This window comes from Rhizobium ecuadorense, assembly GCF_001187535.1.
Classification (GTDB): Bacteria; Pseudomonadota; Alphaproteobacteria; order Rhizobiales; family Rhizobiaceae; genus Rhizobium; species Rhizobium ecuadorense.
Genome location: NZ_LFIO01001267.1, coordinates 152,632 through 170,307 on the forward strand (window position 1 = coordinate 152,632; position 17,676 = coordinate 170,307).

19 protein-coding genes and 1 pseudogene are annotated in these 17,676 nt (G+C 61.6%); 9 read left to right on the top strand and 11 right to left on the bottom strand.

Annotated features, from left to right (window positions below; all coding sequences use genetic code 11):
* Positions 1-60 precede the first annotated feature (60 nt).
* The 5 genes from cysD to AF337_RS26960 all read left to right on the top strand — a co-directional run bounded on the left by cysD (position 61) and on the right by AF337_RS26960 (position 7,082).
* On the top strand, positions 61-1,014 hold the full coding sequence (cysD, locus tag AF337_RS26940; RefSeq protein WP_049734530.1) for a sulfate adenylyltransferase subunit CysD: 954 nt from the start codon (positions 61-63) through the stop codon (positions 1,012-1,014).
* A gap of 1 nt (position 1,015) precedes the next feature.
* Positions 1,016-2,509, top strand: a complete 1,494-nt coding sequence (gene cysN / locus AF337_RS26945) for a sulfate adenylyltransferase subunit CysN (RefSeq protein ID WP_049734531.1) — start codon at positions 1,016-1,018, stop codon at positions 2,507-2,509.
* A 387-nt stretch (positions 2,510-2,896) separates the two neighbouring features.
* Positions 2,897-3,538, top strand: coding sequence for a peroxiredoxin-like family protein (locus AF337_RS26950; protein WP_049734532.1), 642 nt, complete (start codon positions 2,897-2,899; stop codon positions 3,536-3,538).
* A gap of 105 nt (positions 3,539-3,643) precedes the next feature.
* The gene (locus AF337_RS26955) at positions 3,644-5,935 is read left to right on the top strand and encodes a PBP1A family penicillin-binding protein (protein ID WP_049734533.1); all 2,292 of its coding nucleotides are present in this window, start codon (positions 3,644-3,646) and stop codon (positions 5,933-5,935) included.
* 193 nt (positions 5,936-6,128) lie between these two features.
* Positions 6,129-7,082: an NmrA/HSCARG family protein gene (locus AF337_RS26960; protein WP_049734534.1), complete on the top strand. Its 954-nt coding sequence runs from the start codon at positions 6,129-6,131 to the stop codon at positions 7,080-7,082.
* Between the two features lie 4 nt (positions 7,083-7,086).
* Here AF337_RS26960 and AF337_RS26965 read toward each other — a convergent pair whose 3' ends face one another.
* Both AF337_RS26965 and AF337_RS26970 read right to left on the bottom strand, forming a co-directional pair.
* Entirely contained in the window at positions 7,087-8,007 is a 921-nt protein-coding gene (locus AF337_RS26965) for a LysR family transcriptional regulator (protein WP_049734535.1), read from the bottom strand.
* A gap of 112 nt (positions 8,008-8,119) precedes the next feature.
* Positions 8,120-9,157, bottom strand: a complete 1,038-nt coding sequence (locus AF337_RS26970) for a LacI family DNA-binding transcriptional regulator (RefSeq protein WP_049734536.1) — start codon at positions 9,155-9,157, stop codon at positions 8,120-8,122.
* A gap of 557 nt (positions 9,158-9,714) precedes the next feature.
* Between AF337_RS26970 and AF337_RS26975 the strand changes: the two genes are divergently transcribed.
* The 3 genes from AF337_RS26975 to AF337_RS26980 all read left to right on the top strand — a co-directional run bounded on the left by AF337_RS26975 (position 9,715) and on the right by AF337_RS26980 (position 11,856).
* Positions 9,715-11,220, top strand: coding sequence for a DegQ family serine endoprotease (locus tag AF337_RS26975; RefSeq protein WP_049734537.1), 1,506 nt, complete (start codon positions 9,715-9,717; stop codon positions 11,218-11,220).
* 43 nt (positions 11,221-11,263) lie between these two features.
* Positions 11,264-11,557, top strand: a complete 294-nt coding sequence (locus AF337_RS42615) for a hypothetical protein (protein ID WP_152971202.1) — start codon at positions 11,264-11,266, stop codon at positions 11,555-11,557.
* Between the two features lie 98 nt (positions 11,558-11,655).
* Entirely contained in the window at positions 11,656-11,856 is a 201-nt protein-coding gene (locus tag AF337_RS26980; RefSeq protein ID WP_049734538.1) for a hypothetical protein, read from the top strand.
* Between the two features lie 492 nt (positions 11,857-12,348).
* Here AF337_RS26980 and AF337_RS26985 read toward each other — a convergent pair whose 3' ends face one another.
* From AF337_RS26985 to AF337_RS27015, 7 genes are all read right to left on the bottom strand, one after another.
* On the bottom strand, positions 12,349-12,534 hold the full coding sequence (locus tag AF337_RS26985) for a hypothetical protein (protein ID WP_049734539.1): 186 nt from the start codon (positions 12,532-12,534) through the stop codon (positions 12,349-12,351).
* Between the two features lie 154 nt (positions 12,535-12,688).
* Positions 12,689-13,117 (bottom strand): hypothetical protein, encoded by a 429-nt coding sequence (locus AF337_RS26990; protein ID WP_049734540.1) that lies wholly within the window; start codon positions 13,115-13,117, stop codon positions 12,689-12,691.
* Positions 13,114-14,739, bottom strand: a complete 1,626-nt coding sequence (locus AF337_RS26995) for a hypothetical protein (protein WP_049734541.1) — start codon at positions 14,737-14,739, stop codon at positions 13,114-13,116. The genes AF337_RS26990 and AF337_RS26995 overlap by 4 nt, the downstream gene beginning before the upstream one ends.
* Positions 14,736-14,948, bottom strand: coding sequence for a hypothetical protein (locus AF337_RS27000; protein WP_049734542.1), 213 nt, complete (start codon positions 14,946-14,948; stop codon positions 14,736-14,738). The genes AF337_RS26995 and AF337_RS27000 overlap by 4 nt, the downstream gene beginning before the upstream one ends.
* 19 nt (positions 14,949-14,967) lie before the next feature.
* Entirely contained in the window at positions 14,968-15,330 is a 363-nt protein-coding gene (locus AF337_RS27005; RefSeq protein WP_049734543.1) for a hypothetical protein, read from the bottom strand.
* On the bottom strand, positions 15,330-15,794 hold the full coding sequence (locus AF337_RS27010; RefSeq protein WP_049734544.1) for a lysozyme: 465 nt from the start codon (positions 15,792-15,794) through the stop codon (positions 15,330-15,332). Before AF337_RS27010 ends, AF337_RS27005 begins: the two co-directional genes overlap by 1 nt.
* Positions 15,769-16,023, bottom strand: coding sequence for a DUF7940 domain-containing protein (locus tag AF337_RS27015; protein ID WP_049734545.1), 255 nt, complete (start codon positions 16,021-16,023; stop codon positions 15,769-15,771). The genes AF337_RS27010 and AF337_RS27015 overlap by 26 nt, the downstream gene beginning before the upstream one ends.
* Positions 16,024-16,432: 409 nt before the next feature.
* On the opposite strand from AF337_RS27015, the gene AF337_RS43380 reads away from it, so the two are divergent.
* Positions 16,433-16,609 (top strand): hypothetical protein, encoded by a 177-nt coding sequence (locus AF337_RS43380; RefSeq protein WP_160320362.1) that lies wholly within the window; start codon positions 16,433-16,435, stop codon positions 16,607-16,609.
* Here AF337_RS43380 and AF337_RS27020 read toward each other — a convergent pair.
* Both AF337_RS27020 and AF337_RS46570 read right to left on the bottom strand, forming a co-directional pair.
* Entirely contained in the window at positions 16,599-17,498 is a 900-nt protein-coding gene (locus AF337_RS27020) for a hypothetical protein (RefSeq protein ID WP_049734546.1), read from the bottom strand. The two genes, AF337_RS43380 and AF337_RS27020, sit on opposite strands and share 11 nt — an antisense overlap.
* A 44-nt stretch (positions 17,499-17,542) precedes the next feature.
* Positions 17,543-17,647, bottom strand: a pseudogene (locus AF337_RS46570) (DapH/DapD/GlmU-related protein); the annotation flags it as partial.
* Positions 17,648-17,676: the final 29 nt, after the last annotated feature.

A 17,676-nucleotide genomic window follows, 5' to 3' on the forward strand; every position in this document is an offset into this window, starting at 1 on the left:
GCTAACGCTTAAGAAATTGCCTTGCGGGCAGCCGTAAGGATCGACAGTCTGGAGTAAGACATGCCCGATAGCCGTCCGGATACGGAACTCAGCAATCCCCAGAGCGCCAAGGCGCCGCTCGACCCGCATCTGAAGGCGCTGGAAAACGAATCCATCCATATCTTCCGCGAGGTTGCGGCCGAGTTCGAGCGTCCCGTCATGCTCTATTCGATCGGCAAGGATTCGTCGGTGCTGCTGCACCTGGCGCGCAAGGCCTTCTATCCCGGCCGCGTGCCCTTCCCGCTGTTGCATGTGAACACCGGCTGGAAATTCCGGGAGATGATCGCCTTCCGCGACGCGACCGCGAAGAAGTACGATCTCGACCTGATCGAGCACATCAATCCGCGCGGTGCGGCCGAAAACATCACGCCCTTTACCCATGGTTCGGCGACCTTTACCGACATCATGAAAACCGAGGGCCTGCGCCAGGCGCTCGATGCCGGCCAGTTCGATGCCGCTTTCGGCGGCGCACGGCGCGACGAGGAGGCCAGCCGCGCCAAGGAGCGCATCTATTCCTTCCGCACCCCCGACCACCGCTGGGATCCGCGCAACCAGCGGCCGGAACTTTGGAACGTCTATAACGGCATGATCCGCAAGGGCGAAAGCGTGCGCGCCTTCCCGCTGTCGAACTGGACCGAAGTCGATATCTGGCGCTACATCCAGGCTGAGGACATTCCGCTGGTGCCGCTCTATTACGCCAAGAAGCGGCCGTTCGTGGAGCGCGACGGCATGATGATCCTGGCCGAGGATCCGCGCCTGGAACTGCTGCCCGGCGAAGTCCGGCAGGAAGGCATGATCCGCTTCCGCACCCTCGGCGACTTCCCGCTGACCGGCGCCATCCGCTCACAGGCGACCACGCTGGAAGAGGTGATTGCCGAACTCGAAATTGCAACGGTGTCCGAACGCCAGGGCCGCGCCATCGACCGCGACCAGTCCGGCTCCATGGAAAAGAAAAAGCGTGAAGGATATTTCTGAGATGACCGCAGCCAACACCGCCGTCTCGGCCACCGCCGTCAGCCTGCCCGCGGCCGAGCCGCAGAAGGCCCAGCGCGACTCTCGCCCGCTGCGGCTGATCACCTGCGGCAGCGTCGATGACGGCAAGTCGACCCTGATCGGCCGCCTGCTCTGGGACACCAAGGCGGTCAAGGAAGACCAGGCCGCCACGCTGCAGCGCGATTCCACCGGCAAGCAGAACGATCTCGGCCTGCCCGACTTCGCGCTGCTGCTCGACGGCCTGCAGGCCGAGCGCGAACAGGGCATCACCATCGATGTCGCCTATCGCTATTTCTCGACCGACAAGCGCTCCTTCATCGTTGCCGACACGCCCGGCCACGAGCAATATACCCGCAACATGGCGACCGGCGCCTCGACCGCCGATCTCGCCATCCTGCTCGTCGATGCGCGTTTCGGCATTCTCGAACAGACGCGCCGTCACGCGACGATCGCCTCGCTGCTCGGGATCAAGCAGTTCGTGCTTGCCGTCAACAAGATCGATCTGACGGGCTATGACCGCGCCGGTTTCGACAAGATTACCCATGAATTCCGGGAATTTGCGCTGTCGCTCGGCGTCAAGCAGATCACCGCCATTCCGATGTCGGCGCTGAAGGGCGAAAACGTCGTCTATTCCGGCCAGGCCGCCATGCCCTGGTACACCGGCCCGACGCTGGTGGAGACGCTGGAGCTTGCGACCGTGCGCTCGTCGCAGACGGTCGGCTTCCGGCTTTCGGTGCAGCGCGTCTCGCGTCCGGGCGAAAGCTTCCGCGGCTATCAGGGCACGGTTGCCGGCGGCTCGGTCAAGCCGGGTGACAGCGTCATGATCCTGCCGTCGGGCATGGTCGCCAATGTCTCCAAGATCGTCACCTTCGATCTGGTGCGCAATGCCGCCGTTGCCGGCGATGCGATCACGCTGGTGCTCGACCGCCAGGTCGATGTGGCGCGCGGCGACATGATCGTTTCGATCGACGCCCAGCCGCAGGTCGGCCTTGCCTTCGACGCACAGATCGTCGCACTGCAGCCCGAGGGCATCGAACCCGGCAAACGCTACTGGCTGAAGAGCGGTTCGCGCCGCCAGCGTGTCCAGGTGCAGCCGCTCAGCCAGCTCGAGCTGAAGACCGGCACATGGACTGCCGCCCAGCGGCTCTACATGAACGCCATCGGCAAAGTCCGGCTCGTCTTCGATGAAGCGGCAATCTTCGACCCCTATGAGCAGAACCGGCTGTCCGGCTCCTTCATCCTGATCGACCCGGAGACCAACAACACGGTCGCCGGCGGCATGGTGACGGGCAAGCGCACCGAACTCGGCGGCCTGCACAATGGCGAAGGCCGCGTCATCCTCTCGCTTCCGGCCGATCTTGCCGAGCAGATCATGGCCAGCGAACTCTTCGCCAGCCGCAGCCACGAAGCCGAGGTGCGCCGCATGACGGCAGCCGAGGCGGCCGACCTCTGGTCGAGCGCTGCGAGCGATATCTGACAGGAGATAAGAGGCCAGCAAGGCTGGCCTCTTATGGGAGGCCCGAACCCGCTGGCTGCTGGCTGGCGGATTCTCTGTCGAGCGGCAGGGAACCGATGAGAAGCTGAGACTTTGCCATGCTGCTTGACGCGCAATTGGCAGATCCCTCAGCTCAATTCTCTGTGTCGGTCTCTCCAGCCGCTAAAGAATCAGAGTTTGCGGAAAACAGGCTTTCTCGGTTCACGATTCGCTGTTTGCCGCTTGCCCGCGGGCCAATATGAGCCCATTTTAGATCGGATCCTGGCGGTGCGGTAAGGACAAGAGGTCAGGCCTGCAACGCTCACTCTCGACCTCGAAGCACTGACGTGGCGCCTTTTCTCGACTGATCCCCGAGCGAGGAGGTTGTCCATGTCCACGCGCTATGTCGACCATCCGCTGCAACCGGGCGACCGGGTGCCGAACGTTGAGTTTGATGCGATCTCGCACGAGGGGAAGATCGCACTTGATGATTTTCGCGGCCGCAGCCCATTGTTGATCGGGTTGTTTCGAGGCCTGCATTGCCCGTTCTGCCGGCGCCATGTGGCGGCCATGGCATATCTCAACCCGATGCTGCGTGAGAAAGGCGTCCAATCGCTGGCTGTTGTTAACACCCCGGTCGAACGCGCGCGGCTCTATTTCCGCTACCATCCGATACCCGATCTTCTTGCTGCTTCCGACCCGGTACGGGCTTCGCACCAAGCCTTCGGCCTGCGCGAGATCGGGATCGACGCGGTCATGGCGATACGGATCGATCTTCCGGGCGAGTTGCCCGAGCCCTTGAGCGTGATGGCAATGGACGAATTTCTCAACGACAAGGAAGGATATCAAATTACGGAAGCCGATCAGCAGATGATGACTGCCGACCATGGGCAGCTTGTCGGTCAGTTCCTGATAGACCGGGAGGGCATCGTGCGTTGGAGCTTCACCGAAGTTCTGGAGGCTGGGCTCCAGACATTCAAGGCACCCAATTCCCAGGAATTGATGTCGGTCGCTTCGGAAGTCGCCCTTTAAGCTGTCATTGTCACAGGAGCAGTCCGTCGGGGCCTTTTGCGGTAGAACACCCGGCATCCCCCGGTTATAAAGCTCGTGCTGCGTAGGCCTTTTTAACGGTAACCGATGCCCAATTCCTCCGAATCCTCAGGTGAAAACGTTAGCAGCTCGAGCCGCAAGCAGACCCTGGATTCGCCAGCGCCAGCAGCCGCCTCGGATTCGCCAGGCACCACTCAAGGCGAAGACCCGCAGCCGCCCCATGGATCCTTCGACCAGACCAGACGGGCCGCCAGAACTCTATTTCGTGCGATACGCCAGGATGTGCAGGCAAGTTCTGCCTTGGCAAAGGTCAAGACGACCGGATTGTATTGGAGGACGAAGCTCAGGAGGGCGACGCGGCTTGGGATCACGTCCGCTCCCTACAAAGGGATGACGACTGCTTTGGTCAAAGCCGGGCGCGGTATTCGCGATCGGCGTTCAAAGCCGAGTGAAAGTCGCCGGAGCGCATCGCTCGTTGCCGGCTGGCGGAAATTCGCTCTCGGGTCGATCCTTCTTGTCTGCCTCCTCGTCGGAAGCGTGCTGGTGTGGGCACTCAAAGACGTGCCCTGGAGCGAAATCCGGGATGGAACGTTGAAGCCGGTCGTGGTGCTCGAAACCGCCGATGGCGCGCCGTTGGTAAGACAGGGACCTTATCAAGGGCCCTATGCCCGATACGACCAGTTTCCACCGCATCTGATCGATGCCGTGCTCTCGATTGAGGATCGCCGGTTCATGGATCATTTCGGCGTCGACCCCAGGGGCATCGCGAGAGCGTTTCTGCGGAACCTGGAGGCTGGCTCGGTGGTGGAGGGTGGCAGCACGATCACCCAGCAACTGATCAAGCTGCAATATCTCGACAGCGACCGAACAATAAAACGAAAGATTCAGGAGGTCGTCATCGCCTTCTGGCTGGAGTGGAAGCTCGGCAAGGCGGAAATCCTGACGCGCTATCTCAACAGCGTCTATCTTGGCGCGGGCGCTACCGGCATGCCTGCCGCCGCGCGCATCTATTTCAACAAGGATGTCGGCGCCCTCAACCTGCCGGAGTCGGCGATGCTGGCGGGATTGCTGCGGGCGCCGAGCCAATGGAATCCCATCGACAATTTCGAAGGCGCGCGGCAGCGCACCCTGGTCGTTCTCGACGCGATGGCGGCCAATGGCAAGATCACCGCGCCAGAGGCGGCGGAGGCCAAGACGAGCTTTGCCAGGCTGCATCCGACGACGCCCACGCCGCGCTCCGGAAGCTGGTTTGCCGACTGGATTTCGCCGCAGGCGAGCGAAATCGCCGGCTCGTCGCCGGGCTCGACGACAGTGCGCACCACACTGGTGCCGCAGTTGCAGCAGAGTGCCGAACGAATCGTGAAAAAAGCCCTGGACGGTGAGGGAAAGACGGTCGGCGCATCGCAAGCCGCCTTGGTTGCAATGACGCCCGACGGCGCGGTCGTCGCGATGGTTGGCGGGCGCGACTATAAGGCCAGCCAGTTCAACCGCGCCGTCACCGCGATGCGCCAGCCGGGTTCCACCTTCAAGCTGTTCGTCTATTACGCAGCCTTGAAGGCTGGGCTCACTCTGTCCGACCAGGTTCTGGACGCGCCAATTGACATTGACGGCTGGTCGCCTGAAAATTCCGGCGGCGACTATCGCGGTTGGGTAACACTTGCCGAGGCCTTCGCGCGATCGCTCAATGCCGCATCCGTGACGCTTGCCCAAGAGGTCGGTCTCGACAATGTGATCGCCGCAGCACGCGAACTCGGCATCGATGCGCCCCTGGCCAATACGCCGTCCTTGGCGCTTGGCACATCCGAAGTCAATCTGCTTAACCTCACCAGCGCCTATGCGTCCGTCCAGCTCGGCAAGGCCCCTGTCAAACCCTGGGGCATCATCGACTTTCAAGCGGCAGGGCAGCCCAAGACGTTTCGCGTCGGCTCACAATCCAAGCCGAATGTCGATCTTTCGCCCTACCAGTCCGATCTCCTCGGCCTCCTGCAATTGGTGGTCGAGCGCGGTACCGGACGCGGAGCAGATCCCGGTGTGTTTGCGGCCGGTAAGACCGGCACGAGCCAGAACAATCGTGATGCCTGGTTCGTCGGCTTCACGGAAGCCCTCGTCGTCGGTGTCTGGGTTGGCAATGATGACGACGCGCCGATGAAGGGGGTGACCGGCGGCGCCCTGCCGGCGCATATTTGGCGGGACTTCATGCGCGAGGCGACGAGCGAACCGACGCTGAACGGAGTGCGATCGTCGGAAGCAGTCGTCGACGGCCAAGGCGCACCGCAATCCTGCAACATCAGCGCCTGCTCGCGCAGCTACCGCTCCTTCCGGCCGTCCGATTGTACCTATCAGCCATATTCCGGCGGCCGACGGCTTTGCGAAAAGTGATGTAGTCCGGCGGGCGTGGGGCGGCCTGCCGCCACTTATCCATAAAATGGCATTATCTTATGCATTTCGGCCATCTACAGCGATAAACCCTGTTTCGCTAGAGTGCCCACCGTCGAGGCAGGGCGATCGGCCCTTCCTTGCCAAGACGCCCGCCGTTCCGGTCGGCGCGAGCGACAGGGAAAGGATCAAAGCCATGTCTACAGACAACAAGCCGTTGATCGCGGTTACCGGTGCAACGAGCAAACAGGGGCGCAGCGTCGTTGCGACACTCCTTGAAAGCCAGCGCTTCCGCGTCCGCGCTTTCACGCGCAGAAAGGATTCGCCGGAAGCGTTACGTCTCGGGAAACTCGGCGCTGAAATCGTCCCCCTACCTCTCGAACTCGGCCGCCAGAGGGAGCTCGTTGCTGCATTCAAGGGCGCGGATGGCGCCTTTCTGATGACGCCGCCGATCGCCCCGCCGGAGACAAGCGAGGCTCCTCTCGGGCGGCAGCTGGCGGACGCGGCGGTGGAGGCCGGCGTCGGGCACATTGTCTTCAGCACGCTCGAGAATGTCGACAAGATCACCGGTGGAACGAAATATGCGCCGCATTTCACCGATAAAGCGCGCGTTGCAGATCACATTCGCGACCTGCCGATCTCGCATTCCTTCATCATGCCGGCATTCTTCTACACCAATCTTCTCGAATATTATGCGCCGCGCATGGAAGGCGACACCCTGCTCTTGCCGATTTATCTGCCGGAAGATTTCGCCGCACCTTTTGTCGATCCGCTGACGGCGACCGGGCCTGTTGTCCTCGAGATCTTCTCAAACCCCGAGCGCTACAACGGCAAAACGCTGCCGATCGTCGGCGATATCATTTCTCCGCGCGAGATGGTCGAAACCTTTCAGCGCGTGACCGGCCTCAAGGCCGAGTATCGGAATGCTTTCACGAGGGGCGGCTTGCTCGCCTATTTTCCGGAGTTTGCCGCCAACGATTTTCTCGTTCGAGAGCTTCTCGGCATGGTCGAATATGCCGTCGAGTATGGCTATTTCGGCAAGGAGCACGATCTCGAATGGAGCCGTCGCCTGCCCCCCGAGACGCTCAATTGGGAGCAGTTTCTGCGGACGACAGGGTGGCGCGGCGACAAGCGCTCTTTCGGAGGTTGAAGGCTTACGATGGCCGGATTCCGGGCAGCTTGGCGATCTCCGCGGCAAGAAAGTCGACGAGGAGGCGAACGCGAGCAATGGCTGCACGCTCCGGCACGATCAGCAAGCTCAGCGGAACCGGCGAAGGCCGATAGTCGCCGAGCACCACCTCGAGCCGGCCATCGTCCAGAAGATCGTGAACCAACCATAGATGTGTCGGACCAATGCCGCGTCCGGCGGCAAGGGCTGCGCGCGCCGCAAGCCCGTGATCGACGCGCAGCCGGCCGCTGACGGGGACCGTCAGGCTGGTGCCATCGGGCGCGGAAAGAAGGAGCTGATTACTGCCTGCGACGTTGGACATCACGATGGTTTCGTAGCGTGACAGATCGGCCGGACGCTCCGGCCGTCCCCGGGCGGACAGATAGGCCGGAGCGCCGACCAGCAGCCGCTGGCTCTCTCCGACCGCATGAAGTTTCATTGAGCTATCGGCGAGCGGTCCAAGACGCAGCGCCACGTCGACGCCTTCGCGAACCAGGTCGATACGCTCGTCCGTCAGGTTGAGGTCGACGCGGATATCAGGGTGCCTGTCCTGGAAGTCGAAGATCATTCGCGTGACATGCATGACTCCAAGCGCTGCCGTACAGGAGAGGCGAACCGCGCCAGCCGGCGCCTGACGTGCATCTCTGGCTTCCTCAGCAGCCTGTTCGACCAGACGCAGTATCTGAAGGCAGTTGGTATAATAGCGACTGCCTTCTTCCGTCAGGGCGACCCGACGCGTGGTGCGGCTGAGGAGGGCCACGCCGACAGCCTCCTCGAGTTCGTTGAGGTGCCGCGTCACGGTGGATTGGCCGATGCCCAGCTCCCTTGCGACCATCGACAGGTTGCCGCGCTCGGCGACGCGAACAAAGGTGTGCATCCTGTCAAAAAACAGCGCCGCCTTATCCATATTTCAGCACAGTAAACGTCATTTCGCCCATATACGGAATAATCCGGACTGTGGCTAGCGCCAGCTTCAGCGGCGCTCGGCTTCGCTTCTATTGTCGCGGTATCCTAGCCGATTACCGCGTCGAACCCCGCGGAATAATGGTAAAGCCGACGTCGCTCTTGTCTTCGCTAGGGGGCTCGTCGCGGACGGCGCGCAGCAGCATGTCGGCGGCGCGGTAACCGATATCGTAGCGCGGAATGTGCACCGTCGTCAGCGACGGCTCGATGAAGGGCGAGAATTCCAGATCGTTGAAGCCGCAGATGCCGAGATCCTCCGGCACGCGGATGCCGCGGGCCTTGCATTCGATGAGGACGCCGAGCGCCATTTCGTCGCTCTGGGCAAAGACGGCATCGACATCGGGCACGCGCTGCAACAGGCCGGAGAACAGCTCCCTGCCGAGGCCGGTGCGGCTTGGCGCATCACCGCCGATGATGAGATCGGGTTCGAAGCGCCCGGCTTCCCGCATCACATCCTCATAGCCTTCTATGCGGCGGCGCGAGCGGACATCGGCGCCGCGGCCCATGAAAGCGATCCTGTTATAGCCGCGCGACAGCAGGAAGCGGGTGGGCCCGGCACCGGCCGTATAATGATCGAGTCCGACGACCAGCGCTTGCGGCTCCTGGCTGAGATCGGCGATATGGGCGATCGGACAGGCAGCGCTGTCGATCAACGGCAGAAGATCACGATAGGATTCAGCGCCGGCGATGATGACGCCGGCCGGCTTCTGCGTCAGGAGAGATCTCAGCAGGCCGGCCTCCCCCTCGGCGTGGCGCAGCGTATTGGAATATTGCACGGTGAACTCGGTGTCGCGGAAGCGATCCTCGATGCCGATCATCAGGTCGGTGAAGCCGTACTGGTGCAAGGCCGGCGTGATGACGCCGACGACGCCGTTGTGGCGGCCGGCGAGCGCGCGGGCGGCAAGATTGGGGATATAGCCCATTTGCTCGACCGTGCGCAGGATCACCTCGCGCAGATCTTCCGAAACGATTTGCGGATTGCGAAGCGCGCGCGAGATGGTGATCGGGCTGACGCCCACCTTCTTCGCCACATCGCTCAACCTCACATGCGGGCCGCCCTTGCCGTTGCGCCCCCGCTCCACTGCCTTGCTCATTGCCCCTCATATGCCACCGCGAGACTCGCCCACCCACGATTCGCGGTCTTCACTTTCTGAAGAATAAATAATTTAGAGTCTACTAACATTTTATATTCGCAACAGATTTCGAAACGGAATTTCCGGAAACAGCGGCGTGATCGTCCGTCGGCAAAATTACGGGCGCATGCGGCGGGCGGATCACCGCCTGCGGGAATAAGTCCATTTATTTTCGAAGGAAATCGCCGCGGGGAAGGCGCGGCAAAATGCAAGGCCGGCCGGTTCTTCCGGCACGCGGCAGATGGCTGAAAAGCCGTTGCCGCCAAGATTAAATTCCCGTCATATCTTACAAATCGGCAATATAAACATGATCAATATTTAATTTGCAAATCCATCGGCCGCGATCATATGAATCCCGAGCGCGAATTCTTCCATTCGCCCGGTCGCCCCAACGACTGCGCTGCGATGAGAGGCATTGGCGCCAAACGCCATCCGACGCCAGGTCCCACGACATGAACCACGACGCCATGGAACCCCGACGCCATCTGAAGCCAACGCTCTCGCAAGGGACCATCCCCATGTCACACATCCTCCGCAAACATCGCACTGCTGCCCTTTTCGGCGCTGCCATCATCGCCGGCGCGGCATGCCTGCCCTTCGCCATCAACACGTCGAACGCCATTGCAGCGCCTGCCGATGCCGGCGGCATTCTTGCCGCGAGCGGCTCCTTCGCCTCCATCGTCGATGCCGACAAGCCTGCGGTCGTCACCATCACCACCACTGTGAAGGCGACCGATGTCAGCGCCGGCCAGCAGGATTCGCCGATGGACGAGCAGTTCCGCCAGTTCTTCGAGGATCAGGGCATCCCGCTGCCGCGCCAGGCGCCGAAAAACCGGCCTTCGCAGCAGGCGATGGCCCTCGGCTCCGGCTTCATCATCAGCCCGGACGGCGTTGTTGTCACCAACAACCATGTCATCGACAATGCCGTCGACATCAAGGTGACGCTTGATGACGGCACGGAACTGCCGGCCAAGCTGATCGGCACCGACCCGAAATCCGATGTCGCCGTCGTGAAGATAGAGGCGGGAAAGCCGCTGCAGACCATTGCCTGGGGCGATTCCGACCGGCTGAAGCTCGGCGACCAGATCCTGGCGATCGGCAATCCCTTCGGCATCGGCACCACGGTGACGGCAGGCATCGTCTCGGCCCGCGGCCGCGACCTGCACAGCGGGCCCTATGACGATTTCATCCAGATCGACGCGCCGATCAACCACGGCAACTCAGGCGGGCCGCTGGTCGACCGCAGCGGCAATGTCGTCGGCATCAACACCGCGATCTATTCGCCGAACGGCGGCAGCGTCGGCGTCGGCTTCGCCATTCCGTCCGACGAGGCCAAAGCGATCGTCGCCAAGCTGCAGAAGGACGGGTCGATCGATCACGGCTATCTCGGCGTGCAGATCCAGCCGGTCACCAAAGACGTCGCCGATGCCGTCGGCCTCGACAAAACCGGCGGGGCGCTGGTTGCCGCCGTCACCGCCGATACTCCGGCAGCCCATGCCGGGGTGAAGCCCGGCGATATCATCACCTCAGTCGGCGGCGAGACCGTCAAGACGCCGAAGGACCTGTCGCGGCTGGTGGCAGACCTTTCGCCGGGCGCCAAAAAATCTCTCGGCATCTGGCGCGACGGCAAGACGCTCGATCTCAACGTCACCGTCGGCACCAATGAGGACGGACAGAAGCAGGCCGCCGCCGAAAGCCCCGATTCCCAGGGCCAGCCCTCCGGCCAGCCGAGCCTCGGCATCGGCCTTGCCGAGCTGACGCCCGACCTGCGCCAGCAGCTCGACCTGCCGCGCGCCGTCAGCGGCGCGGTGGTCGCCAGCGTCAACCCCGACAAGGCGGCCGCGGCCGCCGGCATCCAGTCGGGCGATGTCATCGTCTCGGTCAACGACAGACCGGTCCACAACACCCGCGATGCCAAAGCGGCGATCGCCGAGGCCGGCAAGGCCGGCCGCAAATCGGTGCTGCTGCTGATCGAACGCGACGGCAATAAGACCTTCGTCGCCGTGCCCTTTGCCGCGGCCTGAAACCGTCGTGCATGTCGAAACTTGCCTTTACAAGGAGAAGCCCGTGAAAGCGGGCTTTTCCCTCGCGGTGTGCGGTCCCGATACAGATGCCGGCGCTTTGCACGTCAGCGCTGCCGCAGCGCGCGGCGAACATCGGCATTTCCCGGTAAAATTGAAAAAACGCCGCCTTTTTCGTCCCGGAAAGCGACACGCAAACAAAGGGTTGCGCCATAGCCTGACATACCGGTTGAGGATCGATCAACCCTCGGTGGACGAATTAACCCTACTGGCTTACCTTAATATCAGCCTCACCTTGATTACGCCGAGCCCTGTGCCATCGTATTTTCACGATCACTAATTTGGTTCCGGGAAAGCTCGCCGGAACCGTGGCCCGCCTCCTCGAAGAGACCGGCTTCCATGCAGAAGGGCCGAGCTCGATCAGATGGAGGGTATGCCATGAACAACGTCTTGCAGTTTCGTCCCAAATGCCCGCATGCCGAAAGCTTGGCAGACTGCCGGGAAGCGCTCGAACCTCTCGTCATGAAAATCCTCGGCGAGGCCATCGGCAAAGGCTATCCGCCAGCGGAAGCCGCCATGGTGGTCGCCGATATCGCCGACGACTACATCCTCATGCTGTCGCGCCAGCTGACGCATTGATCGGATTTGCAGCCTCGCGCCTCGGGCCGGGTGGGACGGCACGGACCAAAGGATCGTTTGCTCCATCCCGGATGGGTCAGTGGACCGCGCAGCGACTGCAGGGGTAGCAGTTGGTACAGGAGACGAGACCTGCTACGCGGTCCGTTTCGCCCCAACGTCGCTATTTGCCGGAAGTTCCGCCAATATTGGCGCTGCGGATACGCCCTTACCCTTGCAAGTCGGCCGGAGGAACAAGCGAAAATTGCTTCGGTCCGCTTCAATCGTTAGACTGGTATGCTTCGACGGCGGCGAAAATCAAACGCGCATCACCACTCCAACAAAAAACCCCGGCGAAGCGGGGCTTTCAGCTGGTTATCGTGGAGTAACCATCACAATCGGCCTTACCTGACGAACAGGATCAGCCTCCGAGACCCGAAAACAGGATCATCTCCCCTCGCCTTTCCCGCTTCGCTCAATCTTTGAATCAAGGTGGTAACGGAGCGTGAAACAAGTCTAGCGCCACCGCGGCTGCCGCGGCGGCGCATTGGCCTGAATTTCATGCAGCGGCGCCCGGCACCCGAGCAGTTTTTTCAGCTTCCTCTCCTCGGCCGGGCTGATCCCAAACTTGCGGCAATGTTCCGCGACATCATGCTCCCGGGGACCCGGAATGCGAACTTGGCGATTGTTCATGCTTTTCATGACCGTTTCCTCCTGAGAGGAAAACCAGCACGGCGCGGATTTGTTCGTTAGCAAAGTCTAAAATTTGGTTCTGCTTATTCTCCTGTCGGCAAGAAGATGCTGCGGGAGAATTTTCCGGAACATCGAGGCGGAAGCGGCGGAGTAACTTGATTGCTCAACTGATCTTCAACCAATGCCTGAGCGCCGCCACCGCACCATCGCTGGCATAGGCGATCATTCCCCCGATCGTCAGCCCGGCAAAGGCAATCAATCCCGATATGCCGTAACCGATCGATTTCATCCGTTTCCATTCTTCCAGCGCCGGCCCCACCGCCTCCTGGTTCTTCTCGACGGTCTCCTTGAGGCTCCTGATCTCCTCGCGGATCTGGGCGTCGGTGCCGCCGCTGATCGCCACCCTGGTGTCGAGATGGGCGATCTGCCTTGCCTGTTCGTCGAGCCGGGTGTGGATCACGGCGCGGCTGTCGTGAGCATTGGCCTTTTCGTCGCTGACCTCGTTGCGCAGCAGCGCCACGTTTTCCTCGATGCCTGTCAGCCTTCCCTCGACGCGCCCGAGAGCGCGGAGAATATCGTCGTTGGATGTCATGGATAGAACTTCGCCTTGTGCGATTGAGGCAGGCGGCTGACGAAACGCAGGACGCCGTAGAGAGCCGGGTGGACGAAATCGGCGGCCGTATAGGCGTGGCCGAGCAGGGCGGCGTTATCCTGCACGTTGGTCGCCAGAACTTCGGCGACGCGGTAGTTCGCCGTGCCGTCTCCCAAATCCGTTCGGTCTACGAGCGTCCGGCTGGTCCAGAGCCCAGGCTGATATTCGAACATGACGCGCGCGCCGAGCTTCGTCGTGCTTGGCAGGCGCATCGTGTCCCATGTCGTCACGCCGTCTTGGTTGCCGGGATGGCCGATGACGTTGCCGAGCGGCGTCAATTCGGCCGCCGCCCCCTTCGTCGGATCACTGTCCGACATGAAGGCCGGCACGATATCAATCGTCTTGGCGAACCGCGACGACGCGATGAGTGACGCGTTCATGCCGGCAAGCGTGCCCGTGCTCGGGTTCCATAGCGCGCTCGTCGCGGAATATCCGGCGACCGTGCGGCCGGCGTCAGACGAGCCTGCCAGCGTCGGCAGAATGGTCATGCCCACCATATGCGCGCCGGGATACCGGGCGATGATCCGATCATCGAGCCCGAACTTGCGCGACTGCCAGAGCGAAAGCGTCGTGTTGTTGTCGTTGCGGCCGCCCTGGTCGAGGCAGAAAGTCCAGATATCCTTGCCGCCGTTGAACGTCGTCTTGATGGCGTCGATCATCACCCATCGCTTGGTAGCGTTGGTGGCAAGCTCGAATTCGTTATGCTCACCAGGCACGCCCATGACGAGCGGGACAGTGCTCCCCCATACCTGGTCGCGCTGGTCGAGCCATCGCCGTATCATGCCCATATTGCCGCGCTCGTCGGCCGACGCGGCGATCTCCTGCCGCTCGATCAGGCTGTCACCGACGACGAGTGGAACCGGCCGGCCGTCCCATCCTTTCGCCAGGACAAGCGCGGGCCCGTAAGCCTGGATCTGCGAATTGGTCGCGTTGCCGATCGTGTTGTAAAGGCTGTCAGGATCGAGCGCCGCCGTCGACGCCGCGTTGGCGGCCGCCAGCGCCTGTACAGACGCCAAGTCGGCCGCGCCCCAATACTTTTCGCCGCGATGGCGCTGGATGCGATAGGAACCGCAGCGCTGCGCACCCTCTGCGCCGTGATAGACCGTTCGGACGCCAAAGATCGACCATGCCGGCAGAGCAACTGGCAGTACGACCTGCCCGTAAACAATACCGGTTGCGGCGGTGACCGTCGCCGGCACCAGACCGCCAAACAAGATCGGGTATTCCGTGCCGTTTGGCATCACGAAGAACGCCTCGTCGATCACGGTGTCGGCGTTCGGCGACTGCGTTTCTTGCGGCGCATTGCCGCCTTCGGTCAGCGCGAAGCCGACGAACGGGATAAGAAAGTCGTTCGTCGGATAGTCGGGCGCGCCGAAGAACAGCTTGGAGCATTGGTAATTCAGCCCGGCCGGGAACGTCCATGGCGTGGCGGTCGCGCCGGTCGGCCAGCGCGTGCGCGTCGCCGCCGGCATATAGCGATCAGGATCCGGCACCCAAGGCGGTGGCGCCAGAACAGCTCCACCCCTCGGATTCGTCAGGGCAAGCGAGATGGCGTTCATCATCGGGGGGCTCCATATCTGGTGGTGAGGTCGTCGTAGAAGTGCACGGTGCGCCCCTGGCGGGCATTGGCGCGGTCGAGCGCCTGGCGCTCGCGGGCGAGGACGGCGATGACGGACTCGCCTTCCACGACAGGCGCATGCGCTTCCTGCCGGCGGAGATCATCGGGCAAGGGCGGCAGCGCCATGCCGGCCGCCGCCTGCCCCTTCGTCACTGCCGCCCTGTTCAGCCGCTCAGTGGCGGAGCAGCCACTGACGATCAGCAGCAGTGACAGCGCAAGCGCGGTTCTTCTCGGAAAGCTGAAGCTCATAGGATTGGATCTCGGTTTCCAGGGTGTCTCTGGCCGCCTGCTCTGAGGCTTCGGCGGCTGCCAGGCGCTTGCGGTGCTCTTCGGTGGCTTGGGCGGCGGCGTTGCGCTGGCGCTCCATCTCGGCGGCTCGCGCATCGGCTGCGCTCTTTTCGGCCAGCATGATATAGCCGGCCCGCGCCTCACGGGCCGCCGAGGGATAGCCGATCGAAACGGCATAGAGGTGATAGAGCACCAGGCCGGCGGCGATGCCGGCGCCCATCTTGAGCGTGTCGAGCAGGGAGAACATCAGATGCCCTCGAGGCAGAAGGCGCGCTCTTTCTGCCGGCGCCGGGTGAGGCCCGGAAAGGTGATGCCGGCGGCGCGGTTCCATTTCAACAGCGCCTCGCAGCCCTCGGCCGTCCTGCCTTGGTTGATGAGCCTGACTGCGCTCGAGCCGCAGGCCGCCGTAACGCCGACATTATAGGCGAACGAGGTCAACGCCACGAAACGCGCATCCGGCAGCGGCACGCGCACGCAGCTTTCGACGCCGCTCGCATAGGTCTTCAGCTCCAGCGCCAGCAGCGCCTTGCACTGCTCCACCGTCTTGTGGTCGCCGGGTTTGACGCCATTGGTGCTGCCGTAGCAGATCGTCCATGGCTGCCCCTTTGTCGCCGGATCGGGATAGGCATTCTGGCGCAATCCCTCGAACGAGCCGACGAGCGCCACAGCCATGGCCGCGGCGGCACTACCCTTCTGCAGGCGGTTTGCCATTCAATTCTCCTGAGACTTTCTGTTGAACAAAGATGCGGGCAACGATCGCCGCGACGGCCAAAAGGCCGGTGATCGCCGACATGGCGAGCTGGATGTAGAGATTGCGCGACACCCAGGTGGCGGCGACGAACGTGTAGATCGGCTCAAGGATGATGAAGAACAGCGCAAGCACCATCAGCCGCACCGACCAGGCGTGCTTGATGATTGCGCGCCAGTTGCTGACGAGCATGGAGGTCTCCAGGGATGTGAGAGAGTTTCAGGTCACCGCGCCTGGACGCATGACGGGAAGCAGCGGCATGCCTCATATAAGGGGCTGCGGAATTCGGCTGAGAGTACCCTGGTCTTTGACCTGTCTCTCCCGCCATCTTTAGTTTAGGATCTGGGTCGATTGCCTTTCGCTCTCGGAGGCGGTAGGGACGACCAATCACCAATTATGCCGAGGTTGAGGTTTCGCTGTGAAAAACGGGTTTATATGGTTGCTAATGGCAGTTGAAATGTCCTTCATGCAGCCACTGCGAGCCAAAGCCTCCGCGCGAGAAGAGAAACGCCGACTCGAGGCCCCCAGAGCGACGGACCGGAATTAATCTAGCGGCGTCGGTATTGATGGCTACCGTCTAGAGAAGATTGTAGAAAGTAAAATGCAAACGCTTGAACAACAGAAGTCGACAGTATTGCAGCTGCGGGAAGAAATTGAGCAGGCGCGCGACGTCGAGGCGCTGAAGCCAATTTTGAACCGAATCTTGGATATCGTCGCCATCAGCCTGGATGAAGATTTGGGCGGGTGGGCCCGTGATCAGGCGACATCTACAGAGTGATAGTTTCGCCCGTCGTCACGTTTACGACCGGAAGGCCATTCAACAAATTTTTAGCCTCGCTGTATGTTTTAAACGCGAGGCTGCCGTCCCGGTTGCGAACCTCTCGCATGCGACATGGCCATTCGTGGCGCCGGGTCAGTTTATTATGTAGCTTTCCGGAGTAGATGTTGTCGATAAAGAAGGCGTTCGTTCCGGCCCGATTGGTGCCGATGAATTCGTAACCCCTCTCTTCAAGAAGGTGCCGGAATGCAGCCAAAGATGCGCCCCAATACATCCCGGAGTAGTGCTTGCTCAATCTGACAAAGGACGGGTCGTAAGGTACGCTAAGAGGCGCGTCTCCGAAGATCTGGTTGTATTCCACGACAACAATTGCAGCCTTCTCGCGAATTTTCTCAAGCACCCAGTAATCGACGCCATCGATGTCGACGCTGAGTAACCCAAGTCCCCCGACAAACCCTGCCGACGAGATCAACTCAGCGATATTGTCGCGGTTGATAAATGCCGCCCGGGTTTGCAGATCATATTTGTAGGCGATGTCATCAGATCGAATGGAGGAGATGTTGTCTTCGGAGCCGTCGATAATCAAGCCTGACCAGTAACGCGAAGTTAGCAAATACCGCGTGTTGCTCTCGCGATAATCCTCTACGCCGAATTCAACGAAGTTTGTGACGGGTGGTTGGATCGTATCCACCAGCCAAGAGATAATCCCGTCCTCTCCCCATTGTGAAAATACCGAAAATTCGGCGTCGGCCAGAGTGTCCAAGGCGTCTCTCTGGGCTATCTGATGGCCGCGGGTCTCCCCCTGCAGAACAAGCAGTTTTTCCAAGCCAATGAGCCGTCGCGCCTGAAAGGCAAAGTCTCGGAATTTGCGACGAAGGCGGGTTTTCATGGATTGGGCTCGCTTGTGGGGGATGGCACAAAACCATCCGCAGGAACGTCTGTCTTGACAACTGATCGCGCACCAATAATCGCACGGTCGCCGATTGTCACGCCCTTCAGAATGATAGCACCCATGCCAATCCACACATCATTTCCGATACGAACCGGCGCCGTCTTTACGCCCGGGT

Excerpts from the sequence above, each read along its gene's own strand:
- cysD (WP_049734530.1), top strand. The coding sequence starts at position 61 with ATGCCCGATAGCCGTCCGGATACGGAACTCAGCAATCCCCAGAGCGCC.
- cysN (WP_049734531.1), top strand. The coding sequence starts at position 1,016 with ATGACCGCAGCCAACACCGCCGTCTCGGCCACCGCCGTCAGCCTGCCC.
- AF337_RS26950 (WP_049734532.1), top strand. The coding sequence starts at position 2,897 with ATGTCCACGCGCTATGTCGACCATCCGCTGCAACCGGGCGACCGGGTG.
- AF337_RS26955 (WP_049734533.1), top strand. The coding sequence starts at position 3,644 with ATGCCCAATTCCTCCGAATCCTCAGGTGAAAACGTTAGCAGCTCGAGC.
- AF337_RS26960 (WP_049734534.1), top strand. The coding sequence starts at position 6,129 with ATGTCTACAGACAACAAGCCGTTGATCGCGGTTACCGGTGCAACGAGC.
- AF337_RS26965 (WP_049734535.1), bottom strand. The coding sequence starts at position 8,007 with ATGGATAAGGCGGCGCTGTTTTTTGACAGGATGCACACCTTTGTTCGC.
- AF337_RS26970 (WP_049734536.1), bottom strand. The coding sequence starts at position 9,157 with ATGAGCAAGGCAGTGGAGCGGGGGCGCAACGGCAAGGGCGGCCCGCAT.
- AF337_RS26975 (WP_049734537.1), top strand. The coding sequence starts at position 9,715 with ATGTCACACATCCTCCGCAAACATCGCACTGCTGCCCTTTTCGGCGCT.
- AF337_RS26980 (WP_049734538.1), top strand. The coding sequence starts at position 11,656 with ATGAACAACGTCTTGCAGTTTCGTCCCAAATGCCCGCATGCCGAAAGC.
- AF337_RS26985 (WP_049734539.1), bottom strand. The coding sequence starts at position 12,534 with ATGAAAAGCATGAACAATCGCCAAGTTCGCATTCCGGGTCCCCGGGAG.
- AF337_RS26990 (WP_049734540.1), bottom strand. The coding sequence starts at position 13,117 with ATGACATCCAACGACGATATTCTCCGCGCTCTCGGGCGCGTCGAGGGA.
- AF337_RS26995 (WP_049734541.1), bottom strand. The coding sequence starts at position 14,739 with ATGATGAACGCCATCTCGCTTGCCCTGACGAATCCGAGGGGTGGAGCT.
- AF337_RS27005 (WP_049734543.1), bottom strand. The coding sequence starts at position 15,330 with ATGTTCTCCCTGCTCGACACGCTCAAGATGGGCGCCGGCATCGCCGCC.
- AF337_RS27010 (WP_049734544.1), bottom strand. The coding sequence starts at position 15,794 with ATGGCAAACCGCCTGCAGAAGGGTAGTGCCGCCGCGGCCATGGCTGTG.
- AF337_RS27015 (WP_049734545.1), bottom strand. The coding sequence starts at position 16,023 with ATGCTCGTCAGCAACTGGCGCGCAATCATCAAGCACGCCTGGTCGGTG.
- AF337_RS43380 (WP_160320362.1), top strand. The coding sequence starts at position 16,433 with ATGCAAACGCTTGAACAACAGAAGTCGACAGTATTGCAGCTGCGGGAA.
- AF337_RS27020 (WP_049734546.1), bottom strand. The coding sequence starts at position 17,498 with ATGAAAACCCGCCTTCGTCGCAAATTCCGAGACTTTGCCTTTCAGGCG.